The sequence below is a fragment of the Paraburkholderia lebeckiae genome (assembly GCF_050436225.1).
Lineage (GTDB): Bacteria > Pseudomonadota > Gammaproteobacteria > Burkholderiales > Burkholderiaceae > Paraburkholderia > Paraburkholderia tuberum.
Window position 1 is genome coordinate 3131075 of the sequence record NZ_JBNDLU010000002.1, and the last position, 19449, is coordinate 3150523.

Annotated in this window: 17 protein-coding genes; 10 read left to right on the top strand and 7 right to left on the bottom strand. The window is 64.9% G+C overall.

Annotated elements, in window-relative coordinates; genetic code table 11:
- Nucleotides 1-10: 10 nt before the first annotated feature.
- Complete coding sequence (locus OKW45_RS29025) at nt 11-1690, bottom strand: nitrite/sulfite reductase (protein WP_018419672.1); 1680 nt, start codon at nt 1688-1690, stop codon at nt 11-13.
- 226 nt (nt 1691-1916) lie between these two features.
- Here OKW45_RS29025 and OKW45_RS29030 point away from each other — a divergent pair, with 226 nt between their 5' ends.
- The 6 genes from OKW45_RS29030 to OKW45_RS29055 all read left to right on the top strand — a co-directional run bounded on the left by OKW45_RS29030 (nt 1917) and on the right by OKW45_RS29055 (nt 7074).
- Entirely contained in the window at nt 1917-2858 is a 942-nt protein-coding gene (locus OKW45_RS29030) for a CysB family HTH-type transcriptional regulator (protein WP_018419671.1), read from the top strand.
- A gap of 39 nt (nt 2859-2897) precedes the next feature.
- Nucleotides 2898-4067, top strand: coding sequence for an ABC transporter substrate-binding protein (locus OKW45_RS29035; protein ID WP_429472564.1), 1170 nt, complete (start codon nt 2898-2900; stop codon nt 4065-4067).
- A gap of 210 nt (nt 4068-4277) precedes the next feature.
- Complete coding sequence (locus OKW45_RS29040; protein WP_429472566.1) at nt 4278-4775, top strand: DUF302 domain-containing protein; 498 nt, start codon at nt 4278-4280, stop codon at nt 4773-4775.
- 23 nt (nt 4776-4798) lie between these two features.
- The gene (locus tag OKW45_RS29045; protein ID WP_429472567.1) at nt 4799-5797 is read left to right on the top strand and encodes a zinc-dependent alcohol dehydrogenase family protein; all 999 of its coding nucleotides are present in this window, start codon (nt 4799-4801) and stop codon (nt 5795-5797) included.
- Nucleotides 5798-5887: 90 nt separating this feature from the next.
- Entirely contained in the window at nt 5888-6652 is a 765-nt protein-coding gene (locus OKW45_RS29050) for a ParA family protein (RefSeq protein ID WP_429472569.1), read from the top strand.
- A gap of 161 nt (nt 6653-6813) precedes the next feature.
- Nucleotides 6814-7074, top strand: coding sequence for a hypothetical protein (locus OKW45_RS29055; RefSeq protein WP_429472571.1), 261 nt, complete (start codon nt 6814-6816; stop codon nt 7072-7074).
- A gap of 42 nt (nt 7075-7116) precedes the next feature.
- Here OKW45_RS29055 and OKW45_RS29060 read toward each other — a convergent pair whose 3' ends face one another.
- The 6 genes from OKW45_RS29060 to OKW45_RS29085 all read right to left on the bottom strand — a co-directional run bounded on the left by OKW45_RS29060 (nt 7117) and on the right by OKW45_RS29085 (nt 14114).
- Nucleotides 7117-8268, bottom strand: a complete 1152-nt coding sequence (locus OKW45_RS29060) for a Gfo/Idh/MocA family protein (protein ID WP_429472572.1) — start codon at nt 8266-8268, stop codon at nt 7117-7119.
- 44 nt (nt 8269-8312) lie between these two features.
- The gene (locus tag OKW45_RS29065; RefSeq protein WP_429472574.1) at nt 8313-9362 is read right to left on the bottom strand and encodes a sugar phosphate isomerase/epimerase family protein; all 1050 of its coding nucleotides are present in this window, start codon (nt 9360-9362) and stop codon (nt 8313-8315) included.
- Between the two features lie 67 nt (nt 9363-9429).
- A complete protein-coding gene (locus OKW45_RS29070; RefSeq protein ID WP_018419664.1) occupies nt 9430-10392 on the bottom strand; it encodes a substrate-binding domain-containing protein in 963 nt (320 codons plus the stop codon).
- A gap of 148 nt (nt 10393-10540) precedes the next feature.
- Nucleotides 10541-11554, bottom strand: a complete 1014-nt coding sequence (locus OKW45_RS29075; RefSeq protein ID WP_018419663.1) for an ABC transporter permease — start codon at nt 11552-11554, stop codon at nt 10541-10543.
- Entirely contained in the window at nt 11535-13022 is a 1488-nt protein-coding gene (locus OKW45_RS29080) for a sugar ABC transporter ATP-binding protein (protein WP_429472576.1), read from the bottom strand. Before OKW45_RS29080 ends, OKW45_RS29075 begins: the two co-directional genes overlap by 20 nt.
- Before the next feature lie 3 nt (nt 13023-13025).
- Nucleotides 13026-14114 carry a LacI family DNA-binding transcriptional regulator gene (locus OKW45_RS29085; protein WP_429472578.1) on the bottom strand — a complete coding sequence of 363 codons (1089 nt, stop codon included), beginning with the start codon at nt 14112-14114 and terminating at the stop codon, nt 13026-13028.
- Nucleotides 14115-14403: 289 nt separating this feature from the next.
- Here OKW45_RS29085 and OKW45_RS29090 point away from each other — a divergent pair, with 289 nt between their 5' ends.
- The 4 genes from OKW45_RS29090 to urtB all read left to right on the top strand — a co-directional run bounded on the left by OKW45_RS29090 (nt 14404) and on the right by urtB (nt 19448).
- Nucleotides 14404-15057, top strand: a complete 654-nt coding sequence (locus OKW45_RS29090; protein WP_429472580.1) for a protein-L-isoaspartate O-methyltransferase family protein — start codon at nt 14404-14406, stop codon at nt 15055-15057.
- A gap of 89 nt (nt 15058-15146) precedes the next feature.
- Entirely contained in the window at nt 15147-15470 is a 324-nt protein-coding gene (locus tag OKW45_RS29095) for a rhodanese-like domain-containing protein (protein WP_018419659.1), read from the top strand.
- A 765-nt stretch (nt 15471-16235) separates the two neighbouring features.
- On the top strand, nt 16236-17534 hold the full coding sequence (gene urtA, locus OKW45_RS29100) for an urea ABC transporter substrate-binding protein (protein WP_429472582.1): 1299 nt from the start codon (nt 16236-16238) through the stop codon (nt 17532-17534).
- Between the two features lie 279 nt (nt 17535-17813).
- Nucleotides 17814-19448, top strand: coding sequence for an urea ABC transporter permease subunit UrtB (gene urtB / locus OKW45_RS29105; RefSeq protein WP_429473384.1), 1635 nt, complete (start codon nt 17814-17816; stop codon nt 19446-19448).
- Nucleotide 19449: the final 1 nt, after the last annotated feature.

Below are 19449 nucleotides of genomic sequence, written 5' to 3' on the forward strand. Positions count from 1 at the left end.
CCTTTCGCGGTTACGCGTGAGCCGGTTGACGCGCGGCGTACACGCGCTCCTTGAACGGCGCGATGCCGATGCGGGTGTACGTATCGATGAAACGCTCGCCTTCCTGGCGGTTTTCCACGAACGTATCGATCACCTTCGTCATCACGTCGGGCATTTCCTCGGCCGAGAACGACGGGCCGATCACACGGCCAAGGTGAGCGCCGGTCGCGCCGGTGCCCTGCTCGCCGCCGAGCGTCACCTGGTACCACTCGGAGCCGTCCTTGTCGACGCCCAGAATGCCGATGTTGCCGACGTGATGGTGACCGCACGCGTTGATGCAGCCCGAGATGTTCAGCGACACGTCGCCGAGGTCGTACACGTAGTCGAGATCGTTGAAACGTTCCTGGATCGCGAGCGCGATCGGAATCGACTTCGCGTTCGCGAGCGAGCAGAAGTCACCGCCCGGGCACGAGATGATGTCGGTCAACAAGCCGATGTTCGGCGTCGCGAAACCCTGCGCCTTGGCCTTTTCCCACAGCGCGAACAGGTCACGCTTCTTGACGTCGGCGAGGATCAGGTTCTGTTCGTGCGATACGCGGACCTTGCCGAACGAGTATTCGTCGGCCCAGTCGGCGACCGCGTCCATCTGCACGTCCGTCGCGTCGCCCGGCGCAACCGTGGTCGGCTTCAGCGACAGCGTGACCGACGCGTAGCCCGCCACCTTGTGCGGACGCACGTTACGCTCGACCCAGCGCGCGAACGCGCGGTTTTCGAGCAGATGCTTTTCGAACGACGTATCGGTGTCCGGCAGTTTGTCGTAAGCGGGCGGCGCGAAGTATTGCGTCACGCGATCGACTTCGGCCTGCGTGAGCGTCGACGGGCCGTCCTTCAGGTGCTGCCACTCTTCTTCGACCTGCGCGGCGAACTTCTCCGGCGACAGCGCCTTCACCAGAATCTTGATACGCGCCTTGTACATGTTGTCGCGGCGGCCGTAGCGGTTGTACACACGCAACACGGCTTCGCTATAGGTCAGCAGGTGCTGCCACGGCAGATCGCGGCGGATCACCGCGCCGACGATCGGCGTGCGGCCCAGACCACCACCGGCGAGGATGTCGGCCACCAGTTCGCCCTGTTCGTTCTTGCGCAGATACACGCCCATGTCGTGGATCTGCACAGCCGCGCGGTCTTCCTTCGAACCCGACACGGCGATCTTGAACTTGCGCGGCAGCCACGCGAATTCGGGGTGGAACGTCGACCATTGCCGAAGGATTTCGGCCCACGGACGCGGATCGACCACTTCGTCGGGCGCGACGCCGGCGAATTGGTCCGCGGTGATGTTGCGAATGCAGTTGCCCGAGGTCTGAATGCCGTGCATCTGCACCGAGGCGAGCTTGCGCAGAATCTCCGGCGTTTCTTCGAGCTTGATCCAGTTGTACTGGATGTTCGAACGCGTCGAGAAATGGCCGTAGCCGCGGTCGTGCTCACGCGCGATCTGCGCGAGCACGCGCATCTGGTCGCTGCGCAAGTTGCCGTACGGAATCGCGATGCGGTGCATGTACGCGTGGCGCTGATAGTACAGGCCGTTCTGCAGCCGCAGCGGACGGAATTCCTCTTCGCTCAATTCGCCCGACAAGCGGCGGCGAACCTGATCGGCGTACTGCGCGACCCGTTCATCGACGATGGTCTGGTCGTACTGATCGTATTGGTACATTCGGGGGCCCCAATTTTTTCGAAACTTGCTTGACACGCGACCGTCCGGCTCGGCCGCGGCTTGAATACCGGCTTTGTCAGCTATCGCAAGCGAGCGTTTAGACCCATCGCTCATTTGCTTATAACAAATACAGATATCCATATTGAAAAAGATGGACAGATCGTAATAAACTCGCCTTATATTTCAAACGACTAAAAAATTCTTTTTATATGCGGCGAGGTTATATATGAACCTGCACCAATTCCGCTTCGTCCGCGAGGCTGTGCGGCAGAACTTCAACCTCACCGAAGCGGCCAAGGCGTTGTTTACCAGCCAGCCGGGCGTCTCGAAGGCGATCATCGAGCTGGAGGACGAACTTGGCGTCGAAATCTTCACCCGCCACGGCAAGCGCGTGCGCTCGCTGACCGAGCCGGGCCGCATCATATTGCAATCGGTCGAAAAAATCCTGCAGGAAGTGGAAAGCCTGAGGCGGGTCGGCAAGGACTTCGCGGCGCAGGACCAGGGCAATCTGACGATCGCCGCGACCCACACGCAGGCGCGCTACTCGCTGCCCGCGGCGATCGCGGAGTTCAAGAAGCGCTTTCCGAAGGTTCACCTTTCAATTCTGCAAGGCAGTCCCACCCAGGTCGCCGAAATGGTGTTGCACGACCAGGCCGACCTCGCGATCGCGACCGAGGCGATCTCGAACTACAAGGATCTGGTGTCGCTGCCCTGCTTCCAGTGGCACCACGTCGCGGTGATGCAGCCCGACCATCCGCTGCTCGACCGCAAGCTGCTGGCGCTCGACGACCTGACCCAGTACCCGCTGATTACGTACGACAACGCGTTCGCCGGCCGCACCAAGATCAATGAAGCGTTCCGCCTGCGCGGGCTGCATCCGGACATCGTGCTGGAGGCGATCGACGCCGACGTGATCAAGACCTACGTCGAGCTGGGCCTCGGCGTCGGCATCATGGCCGACATCGCGTTCAACGCCGAGCGCGACCGCCATTTGCGCGCGATGCCGGTCGGCCATCTGTTCGGCAGCAACGTGACGCGCGTCGCGCTGAAACAGGGCGCGTATCTGCGCAGCTACGTGTACACGCTCGTCGAGCTGCTGTCGCCGAGCCTGAACCGCAAGCTGATCGAGCAGGCGCTGAATGGGGAACACGAAACCTATGAGCTTTGAACCGCTTCCATACCGCTCTCTCGCTACGGAGACCTTCCGATGAAGTTGCATAACAATAAAGTACGCAACACCCTGCGCGGCCTCGCGGCCGCGGCGCTGCTCGTCGCCGGCGCGGCGCACGCCGACCTGAAAGTCGGCATCGACCTGTCGAACACGGGGCCGGCCGCCGTCATCGGCATCACGAGCAAGAACGCGATGCTGATGTGGCCGCAGACGATCGCCGGCCAGAAAGCCGACTACATCTTCCTCGACGACGCGTCCGACCCCGGCAACGCCGTGCGCAACATCCGCAAGCTGATCACCGAGGACCACGTCGACGTGATCGTCGGCCCGAACATCACGCCGGCCGCGATGGCCGCGCTCGATCCGGTCGCCGACAGCCAGACGCCGATGATCACGCTGATCGGCTCGGCCATCGTCGTCGAGCCGCAGGAAGGCAAGAAGGTCTGGGCCTACAAGATGGCGCAGACCGATAGCGCGATGGCCGACGTGATGACGCGCTACATGTCGAACCACGACGTGAAGACGGTCGGCTTCATCGGTTTCGCGGATGGCTACGGCGAAAGCTGGCTCAACGAGTTCAGCAAGTTCGCGGCGCTGCGCCATATCCAGCTGGTCGCGACCGAGCGCTACAACCGCACCGACGCGAGCGTGACCGGCCAGATCCTGAAGCTGATGGCCGCGAAGCCCGACGCGATCCTGATCGCCGGCGCGGGCACCCCAACGGTACTGCCGCAGCGCACGCTGATCGAGCGCGGCTACAAGGGCCCGATCTATCAGACGCATGGCATCGCGACGCCGGAGTTCATCAAGCTCGGCGGTAAAGACGTGGAAGGCACGCTGTTCCCGACGCAACCGGTCGTCGTCGCGCGCACGCTGCCGGCCGATCATCCGTCGAAGAAGGCGGCGCTCGCGTTCGTCGACGCGTACGAGGCGAAGTACGGCCCCGGCAGCGTCACGCAGTTCGCGGGCGACGCGGCCGGCGTGTACCCGCGCCTGCAGGACGCCGTCGCGCGCGCGTCGAAGACCGCGCAGCCGGGTACGCCGGCGTTTCGCGTCGCGTTGCGCGACGAGCTCGAACACGCGCATGAGCTGGTGGTGCCGAACGGGGTCGTCAATACGAGCCCGAAGGATCACGTCGGTCTCGATCAGCGGGCGAGCGTGATGGGCACCATCAAGAATGGCAAGTTTGTTTACATGAGCCAGTAATCCGGCATCGGGGCGCCGATCGGGTGCCCCTGACGGCGGCTTCGCGAACGTGGACGCCGCCGTTCGTGCAGCGGGCACCCCATCCGCTTGCATCTGCCTTTCGGTAGAACTTCCCTCACAGCGCGTCCGCACGATCGGCCACACCGCGCCAGCGAACGCCTACACTGCATGGGTCCGCTTCTCCGTTGGCGCATTGCACGCAGGCGACGCATGCTGCGTCACGGTCAACGCGTTGCCCGTCCGGCAGACCTGACCACGCGAACGCTGCCGGAGCACAACATCCACACGGGAGCCATGATGGCCACCGCTTCGATCGCAGAGAACGCCAGCGCTGGCATCGTCACCGTTGCAAGCACCCATGCGGGCGACGCGACCGCCGAGCATCTTCAAGCCTTGATTCTGGAGCGAGGGCTGACGGTTTTCGCGTGCATCGATTTCAGCGGTGACGCTGGGCGCGAGGGACTGGCGATGCCGTTCAGCCGGCTCCTGATCTTCGGCAATCCCAAAGCCGGTACACCGTTGATGCAACTCGCGCCGACCGCCGCGCTCGATCTTCCTTTGAAGGTGCTCGTCTGGGAGGACGCGGACGGCCGTGCGTGGCTATCGTTCAACTCGACGGCCTATCTTCGTGAGCGGCATGGTCTGCCGGACGACTTGATGAAGCCGGTGAGCGGTGTGGCCGCCCTCGTCGATGCGGCCGCGCGGTAACGCGTCAAACGAAGGAGACCGCCATGTCCATGCACGCTCTGATCCTCAGCCAATACAACGGCCCGCTCGAATACACGACGCTGCCCCGCCCGGAACCCGCTGCCGGCCAGGTCCTGGTGCGCGTCGCCGCGAGCGGCCTCAATCCGCTCGACATCAAGATTCGCGCGGGCGAAGCCGCGCACGCGCAACACCCGTTGCCGCTCGTCCTCGGTATCGACCTCGCGGGCACGGTGGAGGCGCTCGGCGATGGCGTCGGCGGATTCGCTGTCGGCGACAACGTGTATGGCATGACCGGCGGCGTCGGCGGCATTCAGGGGTCACTCGCCGAGTACGCTGCGGTCGATGCCGCCCTGCTCGCCCATGCGCCGCGCAATCTGTCGATGCGCGAGGCCGCCGCGTTGCCGCTCGCGTTCATCACGTCGTATGCGGGTATCGTCGATCGCGCGCATCTGCAAGGTGGGACCAAAGTGCTGGTCCAGGGTGGCGCCGGAGGGGTCGGCCACATCGCCGTGCAACTGGCGCGCGCGCTCGGCGCCGACGTATATGCAACCGCGAGCGCACACAATGCCGAGCTGGTTCGGCGGCTCGGCGCGACGCCGATCGACTACCGCGCACAGACGGTCGAACAGTACGTGGCGAGTTTGACCGATGGCGAAGGATTCGATCTGGTCGTCGATACGGTAGGGAGGGCCTCGCTCGATGCGTCGTTTGCCGCGGTCCGGCACTTCGGGCACGTGGTCAGTGCGCTTGGCTGGGGGACGCATGCGCTTGCGCCGCTCTCGTTTCGCGAAGCCAGCTATTCAGGGATCTTCACGCTGTATCCGTTTCTGACCGGTCGATATCGCGCGCACCTCGGCGAGATGATGCGCGAAGCGACGCGGCTCGTGGAAAGCGGCGCGATCGCGCCCGTGGTCGATCAGACACGGTTCGATTTGCGCAGCGCGGACGAGGCCTATCAGCTCGTTGCCAGTGGGACTGGACGTGTGAAGGTGGTGGTCGACGTGGATACCGCGCAACGCTGACCCGGTCACGAACAACCCGTCGAAATCAGCGCCGTCACCCGACTCAGGTATGCTGGGCCCTTCGTAACCGCTTCCGTTCAAGGGGAGACCATGCGGCGCGTTGTATTCAATCAGAAAGGTGGCGTAGGCAAATCGACCATCGTCTGCAACCTGGCGGCCATCAGCGCGAACGAAGGTCTGCGTACGCTGGTGATCGACCTCGACGCCCAGGCGAATTCGACCCAGTATCTGCTCGGCCCGCAGGCGAGCGAGGTCAACCCCACTGTCGCGGGCTTCTTCGAAACCGCGCTCGGCTTCAGCTTCAGGCCCGTGGAAGCAACCTCGTTCATCCACCCGACGCGCTTCGAGAATCTCGACGTCATGCCCGCCCATCCCGACCTCGACACTCTCCACGGCAAGCTCGAATCGCGCTACAAGATCTACAAGCTTCGCGACGCGTTGAACGAACTCGACATGTACGACGCTATTTACATCGACACGCCGCCCGCGCTGAACTTCTACACGCGCTCGGCGCTGATCGCCGTCGAGCGTTGTCTGATTCCGTTCGACTGCGACGACTTCTCGCGTCGCGCGCTCTACACGCTGCTCGAAAACGTCAAGGAGATCCAGCAGGATCACAACGACGGGTTGCAGGTGGAAGGCATCGTCATCAACCAGTTCCAGCCTCGCGCGAGCCTGCCGCAGAAGCTCGTCGACGAACTGATCGGCGAAGGCTTGCCGGTGCTGGGGTCGCGCTTGTCATCGTCGGTGAAGATCCGTGAGTCGCATCAGCTGGCGACGCCCGTCATCCATCTCGATCCGGGGCATAAGCTCGCGCAGGAGTATCGGGCGTTGCATCGGGAGCTGAGCGAGTGAGCCGGAGCGCGGCGCCGAAGCGCGAGCGCGAGCCACCCTTCTTCGCTGTCGCTGAGCGGGTCGTGGTTCATCGCGTGTTTTCGTCCATAGTCCCCGACCGCATACCGTCGGCATAATTGTTAAAGTAACGCTCTCGTCAATCAGCCGCCGCAGTCCCCATCATGCGCACCACCCGAGCCATCCACGCCGTCGAGCGCCTGAAAACGCGCACCGGCAACCCGCGCTTCGCCGCGATCAGTCTGTCCGGCGGCCTGTTCTACCTGGTCGACAAATCGAGCGGAGCCGACAAGAAAGTGTCGGACCCGCTGACGCTCGACGACTTCGTCAAGTTCGTCGACGCCTACGGCCCGCAGAAACCGCGCAAGGCCAGCAAGCTCGATATCGCGTTCGAAGCGCAGATCAAGAAAAGCAAGGGCGGTTGACGCTTCGGCAGCTTCGCCGACCTGGCGTTTCGTTGCAACGCTTCACGCCTCTTCGATCTCCACCCACCGTCCATCCGTCGCACTGCTTTTCAGCACCGCCTCGATAAACCGCAAACCGTCGACGCCATCATCGACCGTCGTCAACAGCAGGCTCTCGGCTGGTGGCGGGCGACCAACGTTCAACGCATCGATCTGCAACGCCGCATCCAGGTACAACTGCGCGAACGCTTCCAGATAGCCTTCCGGATGCCCGGCCGGCACGCGCGTCGCATGCGCGGCAACCTGACTTTTCACCCGAGCGCGCGTCAATCGTTCGGCAGCGCCGCCCAACGGCGTGAACCACAAGGCGTTCGGCTCCTCCTGATCGAACGCGAGTCCCGCCTTCGTGCCATACACGCGCAAGCGCAGCGCGTTTTCCGCGCCGCTCGCCACCTGGCTCGCCCACAACATGCCGCGCGCGCCGTTCGCATAACGCAGCATTGCCTGCACGTGATCGTCGACACGACGCCCCGGTACGAACGTGTGCAACTCGGCCGACAGCGCACGCGGCATCATCCCCGTGACGAAAGCGGCCAGTTGATACGCGTGCGTGCCGATATCGCCGAGGCACCCGGCCGGCCCCGCCAACGCCGGATCGGTGCGCCAGCTTGCCTGTCTGTTCGCGCCGCCTGTTTCGACCGGCTCGGCGAGCCAGTCCTGCGCATACTCGACCTGCACGACGCGAATCTCGCCCAGTTCGCCACGTTCGACCAGCTCGCGCGCATGCCGCACGAGCGGGTAGCCCGAATAGGTGTGCGTCAACGCGAACAGCCGCTTTTTTGACTGCGCGAGCTTTGCGAGCGCCTCACCTTCGGCGAGCGAAACCGCGAGCGGCTTGTCGCAGATCACGTGGATGCCGGCTTCGAGAAACGCCGTCGCGACCGGCGCGTGCAGATGATTCGGCGTGACGATCGCGACCGCGTCGATGCCGTCCTCGCGCGCGGCCTCGGCGCGCGCCATCTCGCGCCAATCCGCGTAGCTGCGCGCGATGCCCGCTTCGACGGCGCTCGCCCGCGCGCGCTCCGAATCGGACGACAACGCGCCCGCCACCAGTTCGAAACGATCGTCGAGCCGCGCGGCGATCCGGTGCACGGCGCCGATGAACGCGCCCTGCCCGCCGCCGACCATCCCCAGCCTGAGCCTTCTTCGCTGCATTGTTTGCGCTCCCATGTGTTGCGTCGGCTGTAACCGCCCGACTGTCAGATGCCGAGCACGCTCTTTAGCTGCGCGGTGTCGACACCGCTTCCCGCGAAGTCATCGAACGCACGCTCGGCCACGCGGATGATGTGCCGGCGAATGAACTCCGCGCCTTCGCGCGCGCCGTCGTGCGGATGCTTCAATGCGCATTCCCATTCGAGCACGGCCCAGCCCGGAAAATCGAACTGCGCCATCTTCGAGAAGATCGCGCCGAAGTCGATCTGTCCATCGCCGAGCGAGCGAAACCGCCCCGCGCGTTCGACCCAGCCGCTGTACCCGCCGTACACGCCCTGCTTGCCGGTCGGACGAAACTCCGCGTCCTTCACATGAAACGCCTTGATGCGCTCGTGGTAGATATCGATGAACGCGAGATAGTCGAGCTGTTGCAGCACGAAGTGGCTCGGGTCGTACAGGATGTTCGCGCGCGGATGCTGATCGACCGCAGCGAGAAAGCGCTCGAACGTCACGCCGTCGTGCAGGTCTTCGCCCGGATGCAGTTCGTAGCAGACATCGACGCCGGCCGCGTCGAACGCATCGAGAATCGGCGTCCAGCGGCGCGCGAGCTCGTCGAACGCGGCTTCGACGAGACCGGCCGGCCGCTGCGGCCACGGGTACACATACGGCCACGCGAGCGCGCCCGAAAACGACACGTGCGTGCTCAGGCCCAAACGACGCGACGCCTGCGCCGCGAGCTTCATCTGCGCGATCGCCCATTCGGTGCGCGCCGCCGGATTGCCGCGCATCTGCGGCGCGGCGAAGCCGTCGAACAGCGTGTCGTAAGCCGGATGCACGGCGACCAGTTGCCCTTGCAGATGGGTCGATAGTTCCGTGATCGCGACGCCCGCGTTGTCGGCGCTCTCGCGCAGTTCGTCGCAATACGCGTCGCTCGCGGCCGCCTTGTCGAGATCGATCAGGCGCGGGTCGCACGGCACCTGGATGCCCTTGAAGCCGAGACCCGCGGCCCAGTCCGCGAGATGCGCGAGGTTGTCGAACGGCACGTCGTCGCCCATGAACTGTGCGAGAAAAATCGCCGGCCCTTTGATGGTTTTCATCGTACGGTTCCTCGAACTTTGCGCGCGGGCCGCGCCCGCGCGTGCTAGACGATGCCCGGCGCGCCGCTCAGAACGGCGAGTCGGGGAAATAGAACTGCTGGGCGTTTTCCTTCGTAATCAGCACCGACGGAATGATCGTGGTGGCCGGCAGCTTGTCGCCCTTCAGCCGCGCTTCGGCCGTCAGCTTGATCGCGTCGTAGATGAATTTCGGCGAGTACGACACGTCGGCCTTGATCATCGGCGCGCCGTCCATCACGTTCTTCACCATGCCCTTCGAGCCCGCGCCGCCGAACACGATCTTGATGTCGTTGCGCTTCGCCTGATCGATGGCCTTCAGCACGCCGACCGCCATGTCGTCGTCGGCGGCCCATACGGCGTCGATGTGCTTGAAGCGCGTCAGGTAGTCCTGCATCACCTTGAACGCGTCGTCTCGATTCCAGTTCGCGTATTTCGCGTCGAGAATCTTGATATCCGGATAGTTTTTCATCACGCCGGTGAAGGCGGTCCAGCGTTCGTTGTCGAGCGTGGTCGGAATGCCGCGCAGCGCGACGACGTTGCCCTTGCCGTCGAGTGCCTTCGCCAGATATTCGGCGGGAATCTTGCCGAACGCGGTGTTGTCGCCGGCCACGTAGGCATCCTGCGCGCTCGTGTTCGTCAGGCCGCGATCGACCACCGTCACGTACACGCCTTTCTTCTTCACCTGCTCGACCGGCTGGGTCAGCGTCGCCGATTCGTACGGGAAGATCACGAGCGCGTTGATCTTGTTGACCGTCACGAGATCCTGCAACTGGTTCGCCTGCTCGGGCGCGTTGGCGGCCGTTTTCACGATCACTTTCAGATCGGGATGCGCCTTCTCGAGATCCGCCTTCGCCTTGTTCGCCCACCAGACGATGCCGCCGGTGAAGCCGTGATCGGCCGTCGGAATCGCGACGCCCAGCGTGACCTTGTCGTCGGCGCGCGCCGCGCCGCTCGTGCCCAGTATCCCCAACGCCAGCACGCCGGCGCCGATCGCTCGAATGACTTGCTTCATGGTGTGTGTCTCCAATCATGAGGCGTTCGCTCGCCCCGATTTTTCGGACCTGCCGTTGGTTTACCGCGCCTGCCTTGCTACGCCTGCTTTGCTGCGTTTTCTTCGCTGCGCTGTCGTCACTGCGGCGCCGCCGCCTTGAAGCGCTCCGCTAGCGCCGCCCACGCTGCACGAACGCGACGAAAATAATCACGACGCCCTGCACCGCCGCGTTCAGATACACGCTGATGATGCTGGTCAGGTTCAGGATGTTCGCGATCACCGACAGCAGGATCGCGCCGATCACGGTGCCGATCACGCGTCCCTCGCCGCCCTTGAGCGCGGTGCCGCCGACCACCACCGACGCGATCGCTTCGAGCTCCCACAACAGGCCCGTGGTCGGCGTGGCGGAGCCGAGGCGCGGCACGTAGAGCACGGTGGCCACGCCCACGCAAATCCCCAGCAGCACGTACGTGACGATCTTCACCGTATCGACGCGAATCGCCGCAAAACGCGCGACCTGTTCGTTCGAACCGATCGCCTGCACGTGCCGGCCGAACGCGGTGCGATTGAGGATCAGCGCGCCGCCCGCCGCGACCACGAGAAACACCCAGATCGGCACGGGCACGCCGAACAGGCTCGCGTAATAGACGGGACCGTAGAGGTCCGATAGAGAATCATTGAGCGTCAGCGCGCCGCCATCGGCGAGCCATGTCAGCACCGCGCGAAAAATCCCGAGCGTGCCCAGGGTGACGATGAACGGCTCGATGCGCCCTTTGGTGATCAGCAGCCCATGCGCGCAGCCGAACAGCGCGCCGAGCACGAACGCCGCGACGATGCCGATCGTCACGATCACGAGCGGCGGCAACGCATGACCGGCGGCGCCCGCCGCGAGCCCGTTCATCAGCCAGATCATGATGCCCGCGATCAGCGCGGCCATCGAGCCGACCGACAGATCGATGCCGCCCGAGATGATCACGAAGGTCATGCCGACCGCGATGATGCCGATGAACGACGTGCGCGTAAGCACGTTCATCAGGTTGTCGAGCGTCGCGAAGTCGCGATTGAGCAGCGTGCCGACGATGCACAGTACGATCAGTCCGGCGAGCGGCCCGAGCGTGTAGAGCCGCTGCGCGACGCGCAGCGCGCGCCGTGATTGCACGGCTTCAGTGGGTGCCGGTCGCATGAGCGATCAACTCCTCTTCAGTCAGATGCTCGAGCGTCAGCGTCGCTTGCAGATGTCCCGCGCGCATGACGGCGACGCGATGACACAAGCCGATCAGCTCGACCAGTTCGGATGAAATGACGATTACCGCGCGGCCCTGCGCGGCGAGACGGTGAATCAGGAAGTAGATGTCGCGTTTCGCGCCGACGTCGACGCCGCGCGTCGGCTCGTCGAGCACGATCACGTTCGGGTCGGGCTGCAGGAACTTCGCGAGCGCGAGCTTCTGCTGGTTGCCGCCCGACAGCATGCGCGCGCGGCTCGACAGGTTGCCGGTACGAATGCCGAATTCGCCGACGGCCTTCTGCAAGGCCGCGCGCCCTGCTTTCATGTCGAGCAGCGGATGCGCGTAGCGTTCGAGCGTCATCAGCGTGACGTTGTCCTGCAGACTCAGGTCGACGTGCAGACCCTTGCCCTTACGGTCCTCGCTCAGATACGTGAGACCGTGGCGCATCGCGTCGCGCGGGTTCTTCAGATCGACTGCCCGGCCGGCGATTTCAATCGTGCCGCCCGTGCGTTTGCGCAAGCCGATGATCGCCTCGAACGCCTCGGTGCGGCCCGCGCCGACGAGGCCCGCGAAGCCGAGCACTTCGCCCGCACGCACCTCGAAGCTTAGATCCTCGACCCAGTCGGGCACCGTCAGGCCGTTCACACGCAACGCGATCGGCGTGTCGGCGGGCACCGTCTGCTTGTCGGGGAACATGTCGGACACGTCGCGCCCGACCATCAGGTTCGCCATCTGCTGACGTGCGAGCCCCGCGGTTTCACCGCGCGCGACGAAGCGGCCATCGCGCATCACGATCACTTCGTCGGTGATGCGCTCCACTTCATCGAGCTTGTGCGAGATGTAGACGATCGTCACGCCATCGGCCTTGAGCTTCAGCATCAGCGCGAAGAGCCGTTCGGTTTCGGCGGGCGTCAGCGTCGCGGTCGGCTCGTCCATGATCAGGAGACGCGCGCGGCGCGACAGCGCCTTCGCGATCTCGACCATCTGCTTTTCCGCGACGATCAGCTCGCGCACCTTCGTGTCCGGCGCGCGCTCGAGCCCGACCTGCGCGAGATAGCGCGCAGCGTCGCTGCGCATCGCGGCATCGTCGACTAACCAGCCGCGGCGCTTCTCGTGACCGAGGTACATGTTCTGCGCGATCGTCAGATGCTCGGCGAGGTTGAACTCCTGGTGGATCAGCACGATGCCCTTCGCCTCGGCGTCGCGTGAGCCGGCGAAGCGCTGCGCGTGGCCATCGACCAGCACGCTGCCTGACGTTGCCGTTTCATAACCGGCGAGGATTTTCATCAGCGTCGACTTGCCCGCGCCGTTCTCGCCAAGCAGACCGTAGATGCGGCCGGGTGCGAGTTCGAAGCTCACGCCGTGCAGCACGCGCACGGGCCCGAAGTCCTTGCGGATGTCGTCGAAACGGATCGCGAGGCTCATGGCTCACGCACTCCCACGGATCACGAGGCGATGCGGCAGCAGTACGCCCGGCACGTTGGCCTGCGGATTCGCGAGGCGTTGCAGCAGCAGACGCGCGGCGGTCTCGCCGAGCTCGCGCATCGGCTGCGCGATCGTCGTGAGCGGCGGATCGATCTGCGCGGCGAGCGAGATGTCGTCGAAGCCGGCCACCGCGACGTCGTCGGGCACGCGCTTGCCGACGCTGCGCAAGCCGTGGATCACGCCGATCGCGAGCGTGTCCGACACCGCGAAAATCGCGCTCGGTGCATCGGGCTGCAGCATCAAGCCGGCCACGGCCGAGGCGCCCGCCTCGTAATCGAGGCTGTTCAGATTCATGCGCCAGCGCGGATCGGGCGCGATGCCCGCGTCGCTCAAGGCGTCGAGGTAGCCCTGCTGACGCTGGCGCGCATACAGATAGTCGACGTCGGAATTGATCAAGCCGATGCGCCGGTGGCCGCGCGTGAGCAGGTGGCGCACGGCGTCGCCCGCCGCGCGGTAGTTGTCGATGCCGACGTACGGCACGCCCATTTGCGGATCGAACTCGCAGCACGCGACCCACGGCAGCGCCTGCGACGCTTCGCCGAGCGCCTGCTGGATCGTCGCCGGATCGAGGCAGATCGCGCCGTCCGCGCGGCGCCGCCGCAGCATGTCGAAGTAGCTGCGCTCACGCCCCGGGTCCGCGCCGGTGTCGCATAGCAGCATGAAATAGCCGTGCTGACGCGCGACGCTGTCGATACCGCGCACGATCTCCGCGTAAAACGGATTGCCGAAGTCCGGCACCATCGTCAGCAGCAGGCGGCTTTCGGCGGTGCGCAGATTGCGCGCGAGTTCGTTGACGCGGTAGCCGCTCGCGTCGATGGCGGCGAGCACCCTGTCGCGGGTGGCGGGCCGCACGTTCTCGTGGCCGTTCAACACGCGCGACACCGTCGCGACCGATACGCCCGCCTGCTCGGCCACGCCGGCGATCGACGGCCCGTCGGCCGCGCGCGGAGAGCGCCTCTGCGGCTGAGGTTGCGGTTGACTGCTCGCGCCGGACACCACGGCCGGCGACGATCGGGACGGCGTTCGGGACACACGACCTCGCAGCGAAAATGTAATCGATTACATTTTGTGGCGATGGCGATGCGAATCGCAAGGATGGATCGCTAGGGATTAACACGGGGGCCGCCCGGCCTGGCGCTTGCCCGCGAGCGGCCGGCGCGAGTCAGCCATTTGGTACAATCCCGCAGTTCCCCTGACGCGGCTTGCGATGCGAATGCCTTGCTCCGAAGCCGTGGCCGCCGGCCATCCGCCGGGGCCGGGTCAGGACGAAAGTTAGCGGCAGCCGCCGCCCGCTCGCCAAACCAAAACCGCCGAATCCACCATGAACATCGAGCAAGCGCGTTTCAACATGATCGAACAGCAGATCCGCCCCTGGGAAGTGCTCGACCAGGACGTGCTGAATTTGCTGTCGATCGTCAAACGTGAGAACTTCGTCCCCGCCGCTTACCGCGATCTGGCTTTTGCGGACTTCGAAGTGCCGCTGCCGACCGGCCAGCACATGCTGGCGCCGCGCGTCGAGGCGCGCGTGCTGCAGGAGCTCGCGGTGAAGAAGCACGAAAGCGTTCTGGAAATCGGCGCGGGCTCGGGTTACATGGCGGCGCTGCTCGCGCATCGCGCGCAACACGTATTGACCGTCGACATCGAACCGGAACTGGCCGAATTCGCGAAGAGCAATCTGATCGCCAACGGCGTGCTGAACGTCGAAGTCGCAACCGGCGACGCCGCGCGCGGCTGGACCGGCGCGGCACCGTACGACGTGATCTGCGTGTCGGGCGGTTTGCCGGTGCTGCCGCAGGAAATTCTCGAACAGCTGAAGGTCGGCGGCCGTCTCGCGGCGTTCGTCGGCAGCGCGCCGGTGATGAAGGCGCAAGTCATCACGCGCATCGACGAAAAGCAATACCGCATCTCCGACGTGTTCGAAACCTATGTCGAGCCGCTCGCCAATGCGGTGCAGCCGGCGCGGTTCAGGTTCTAAGCGGCTCTTTTTCGCCGCGCTTCGCGCTGTATTGTTGATCCGGACGAGCGGCGAGTAAGCCGTCGTCCTTTTAACTGGATGTCTCGCTGATGCAAAACCTGACCGCTCCCGCACTCGCCGAATGGCTCGCCGATACCTCGCGCCCCGCACCCGTGCTCCTCGACGTACGCGAGCCGTGGGAACTGCAAACGGCGTCGATCGCCGGCATCGTGTCGATCCCGATGCGCGAGATTCCCGCGCGCAGCGAAGAACTCGATGACGACGCGCAGATCGTCTGCATCTGCCATCACGGTGCGCGTAGCGCGCAGGTCGCGATGTTCCTCGAATCGCGCGGACACACCAACGTGTTCAATCTGCAAGGCGGGATCGACGCGTGGTCGCGTCAGGTCGATCCGTCGGTTCCGACTTATTGAGTCGAGCTCGATAGACGCGATGCGAAACATTTGGTGATTGAAGGCGGGACAGTCGCTCCAGAAGCGTTCGACTGAGCTTCATCGAACAGTACGTATCATTTCACGACCCCTTGAAGTAAATCCCGAACCATCGGTCCAAGACACTGGCAAACGGAAAGCCGACCCTCGCGAGTCGGCTTTTTTGTACCCACGCCGTGTGAATCAGCGCCATACCACGGACCGAAATCCCACCGAAGCCGAACCCGACGCCTCGATAGCCGCGCTCGCGTCCGATGAACCGGGTGCGCTGCCCTCCGCCTTTCGCGTGCTAGCAGGCGAGCACTGTCCATTTCCCCGCCCTGCACCCGTTCGCGCATGTCGGGCCTCCTTGTTCCGCATCACTAGTCGTCCGATGTAGCCAGAGCGCACGACATGCACAAAGACGCGGCGCACTGATGCCGCCGATGCACCGCCGATGCACGCCGATGCCCCGCGCGCGCCACCGGCGCTTCGCTGGCGGCGAAGTACGCTTCGTCGCGGCACGACACGCACCCGAACGAAGCGCGGCGCGCGCGACTGCACCAGTTTCGCGCCGCGGCACCGATGGCTCGACGCGCCGCCCTCGCGCCGATAGCCGCGCCGCAATGGGCATCGCACGCGCACCGCGTCGAGTGTGTCACATGGCATGTGCCTTGCAGTAGACGAGCGGCTACTCGTGCGAGCTCAGCCAGGCTGGCTGAAATCGACGCTCATAAACATTGACCATCAATGACAAGGGGAAAGCACATGAAACGTCGCAGTCTGTTGAAGTACGGCTCCATGTCCGGCGCGCTCGCGCTCGCCGGCCGCGTGCCGTTCGCGCACGCGCAGTCCGGTAGCGGCCCGATCAAGGTGGGCATCCTGCATTCGCTGTCCGGCACGATGGCGATCTCCGAAACGTCGCTGAAAGACACCGCGTTGATGACGATCGCCGACATCAACAAGAACGGCGGTGTGATGGGCCGTCAGATCCAGCCAGTGGTCGTCGATCCGGCGTCGAACTGGCCGCTGTTCGCCGAGAAGGCGCGCCAGCTTCTGACGCAGGACAAGTGCGCGGTCGTGTTCGGCTGCTGGACCTCGGTGTCGCGCAAGTCGGTGCTGCCGGTGTTCGAGGAGCTGAACGGCCTGCTGTTCTATCCGGTGCAGTACGAAGGCGAGGAAATGTCGCGCAACGTGTTCTATACGGGCGCCGCGCCGAACCAGCAGGCGATTCCCGCGACCGAATACCTGATGAGCGCCGAAGGCGGCGGCGCGAAGCGCTTCTTCCTGCTCGGCACGGACTATGTATATCCGCGCACGACCAACAAGATCCTGCGCGCGTTCCTCAAATCGAAGGGCGTGCAGGAAGCCGACATTCAGGAGGTCTATACACCGTTCGGCCACAGCGACTATCAGACCATCGTCGCGAACATCAAGACCTTCTCGCAAGGCGGCAAGACCGCCGTGATCTCGACCGTGAACGGCGATTCGAACGTGCCGTTCTACAAGGAGCTCGGCAACCAGGGGCTGAAGGCATCGGATGTGCCGGTCGTCGCGTTCTCGGTCGGCGAAGAGGAGCTGCGCGGTATCGATACGAAGCCGCTCGTCGGCAATCTCGCGGCCTGGAACTACTTCATGTCGTTGCGCAATCCGTCCAACGAGAAGTTCAAGAAGCAATGGGCCACGTGGGTCAAGGACAACAACCTGCCGGGCGGCACGAAGCGCGTGACCAACGATCCGATGGAAGCGACCTTCGTCGGCATGCATATGTGGAAGCAGGCGGTCGAGAAAGCAAAGAGCACCGACGTCGACAAGGTGCGCGTCGCGATGGTCGGCCAGACTTTCGCCGCACCGTCGGGCTTCACGCTGGAGATGGACGGCAACCACCATCTGCACAAGCCGGTGATGATCGGCGAGGTACGCGCGGATGGCCAGTTCAACGTCGTGTGGCGCACCAAGGGACCGATTCGCGCGCAACCGTGGAGCCCGTTCATCGCCGGCAATGCGGGCAAGCCGGATGTGGTCAGCTCGATTCCGGCGTTCCTGCGGCGCGCGCGAGTCGCATGACTTGTCGGCGTGAGCCTCGTCGCGGCTCGCGGCGGCAATGTGGCGCGCGGCTCACCGCGCGTGTATCGCCGCTTCGGTCGCGACGCGCGACCTGCGTGCCGACGCGCGCGCGCGTGACCCAGACGCGCTGCGCTTCGCGCCGCCGCGCGTTCGCTGCGTCGCGCGGCGTGACCGCGCACGCCAATGCGCGGCAACGTCCCGCTGAAGCGGCGGCGACGTCTGCGCGACGCCCTCGCGCTCTCGAGCGGCTCATCGATTCAACCAGTGCAAAAGGCCATCATGGCGTTTTCATTTCCGACTTCCGTACGACGACGCGGCGCGAAGCTCCTGCTGCTGCTCGCGGTCCTTCTCGCCGCCGCGCCGGGCGCTGCATTCGCGCTGACCCAGGCCGACGTCGCGCCGCTCGCTGGCGACGACTTCGAGGCGAAGTCCGCCGCGATCGACAAGCTGATCGCCACGCACGATGCCGCGTCGCTCGCGGTGCTCAAGGCGCTCGCCGACGACAACGCGCTCGCCACCGACGCAGGCGCGGTACTGCTGCAGGACGGGGACGCCACCCGCGATGCCGTCACCGGCCAGCCCGTCGCCACGAGCGACGCGCAACCGGTCACGCTGAACAACCTGCTGCGCTCCAAAGTGGCGGGCGCGTTGTCGGGTCTGCAACTCGCCTCGCCCGATCGGGCGACACGCGCAGCCGCCGTCGATGCGCTGCTGCAAAACCCCGATCCGTCGATCAAGCCACTCGTCGACGCGGCGCGCGCAAAAGAAACCGATCCCGCTCTGAAGAAACGTCTCGACACGCTGTGGGCGATGAGCGCATTGCACGACCCGGATCCGGCCAAGCGCCTCGAAGCGGTGCAACTGGTCGCCGCGCGCCACGACCTCGACATGAACGAACTGCTGCGCCCGCTGGTCGCGAAGAAAGCCGACGGCACGTTTGCCGAAGCCGACGAACGCGTGCGCGCGGCCGCGCAAAGCGGCATCGATGAGCTCGATGCGATCCAGCGCCGCAGCCAGATCGCGGGCACGCTGTTCGCGGGGCTGTCGCTCGGCAGCGTGCTGCTGCTCGCCGCGCTCGGCCTCGCCATCACGTATGGCCTGATCGGCGTGATCAACATGGCGCACGGCGAATTCCTGATGATCGGCGCGTACGCGACCTACGTCGTGCAGAACCTCGTTCAGCGCTTCGCGCCCAATGCGTTCGACTGGTATCCGCTGCTTGCGATACCGGCCGCGTTCGTCGCGGCGGCGCTGGTCGGCATCGTGCTCGAACGGCTCGTGCTGAAGCACCTGTACGGCCGCCCGCTCGAAACGTTGCTGACCACCTTCGGCGTGAGCCTGATCCTGATTCAGGCAACTCGCATGCTGTTCGGCGCGCAGAACGTCCAGGTCGTCAATCCGTCGTGGATGAGCGGCGGCGTGACCGTGCTGCCGAATCTGATCCTGCCGTACAACCGGCTCGCGATTCTCGCGTTCTCGCTGATCGTCGTTGCGATCGCGTGGGCCGTGCTCACGCGCACGCGGCTGGGTCTGTTCGTGCGCGCGGTCACGCAGAACCGTCGCATGGCCGCGTGCGTCGGCGTGAAGACCGCGCGCGTCGATTCGTATGCGTTCGCGTTCGGCGCGGGCATCGCGGGGCTCGGCGGCTGCGCGCTGTCGCAGATCGGCAATGTCGGGCCGGACCTCGGCCAGAGCTACATCATCGATTCGTTCATGGCGGTCGTGCTCGGCGGCGTCGGCCAGCTCGCGGGCACCGTGCTCGGCGGCTTCGGGCTGGGACTCGTCAGCAAGGCGATCGAACCGTTCTGGGGCGCGGTGCTCGCGAAGATCGCGGTGCTCGTGCTGATCGTGCTGTTCATCCAGAAGCGTCCGCAGGGCATGTTCGCCTTGAAGGGCCGTAGCGCGGAGGCATGAG

What these genes read in the sequence shown, in the direction of transcription:
- OKW45_RS29070 (WP_018419664.1), bottom strand. Translation starts at nt 10,392, where the DNA reads ATGAAGCAAGTCATTCGAGCGATCGGCGCCGGCGTGCTGGCGTTGGGG.
- OKW45_RS29030 (WP_018419671.1), top strand. Translation starts at nt 1,917, where the DNA reads ATGAACCTGCACCAATTCCGCTTCGTCCGCGAGGCTGTGCGGCAGAAC.
- urtB (WP_429473384.1), top strand. Translation starts at nt 17,814, where the DNA reads ATGGCGTTTTCATTTCCGACTTCCGTACGACGACGCGGCGCGAAGCTC.
- OKW45_RS29065 (WP_429472574.1), bottom strand. Translation starts at nt 9,362, where the DNA reads ATGAAAACCATCAAAGGGCCGGCGATTTTTCTCGCACAGTTCATGGGC.
- OKW45_RS29095 (WP_018419659.1), top strand. Translation starts at nt 15,147, where the DNA reads ATGCAAAACCTGACCGCTCCCGCACTCGCCGAATGGCTCGCCGATACC.
- OKW45_RS29075 (WP_018419663.1), bottom strand. Translation starts at nt 11,554, where the DNA reads ATGCGACCGGCACCCACTGAAGCCGTGCAATCACGGCGCGCGCTGCGC.
- OKW45_RS29060 (WP_429472572.1), bottom strand. Translation starts at nt 8,268, where the DNA reads ATGCAGCGAAGAAGGCTCAGGCTGGGGATGGTCGGCGGCGGGCAGGGC.
- OKW45_RS29055 (WP_429472571.1), top strand. Translation starts at nt 6,814, where the DNA reads ATGCGCACCACCCGAGCCATCCACGCCGTCGAGCGCCTGAAAACGCGC.
- OKW45_RS29045 (WP_429472567.1), top strand. Translation starts at nt 4,799, where the DNA reads ATGTCCATGCACGCTCTGATCCTCAGCCAATACAACGGCCCGCTCGAA.
- OKW45_RS29035 (WP_429472564.1), top strand. Translation starts at nt 2,898, where the DNA reads ATGAAGTTGCATAACAATAAAGTACGCAACACCCTGCGCGGCCTCGCG.
- OKW45_RS29080 (WP_429472576.1), bottom strand. Translation starts at nt 13,022, where the DNA reads ATGAGCCTCGCGATCCGTTTCGACGACATCCGCAAGGACTTCGGGCCC.
- OKW45_RS29025 (WP_018419672.1), bottom strand. Translation starts at nt 1,690, where the DNA reads ATGTACCAATACGATCAGTACGACCAGACCATCGTCGATGAACGGGTC.
- OKW45_RS29040 (WP_429472566.1), top strand. Translation starts at nt 4,278, where the DNA reads ATGCTGCGTCACGGTCAACGCGTTGCCCGTCCGGCAGACCTGACCACG.
- OKW45_RS29090 (WP_429472580.1), top strand. Translation starts at nt 14,404, where the DNA reads ATGAACATCGAGCAAGCGCGTTTCAACATGATCGAACAGCAGATCCGC.
- urtA (WP_429472582.1), top strand. Translation starts at nt 16,236, where the DNA reads ATGAAACGTCGCAGTCTGTTGAAGTACGGCTCCATGTCCGGCGCGCTC.
- OKW45_RS29050 (WP_429472569.1), top strand. Translation starts at nt 5,888, where the DNA reads ATGCGGCGCGTTGTATTCAATCAGAAAGGTGGCGTAGGCAAATCGACC.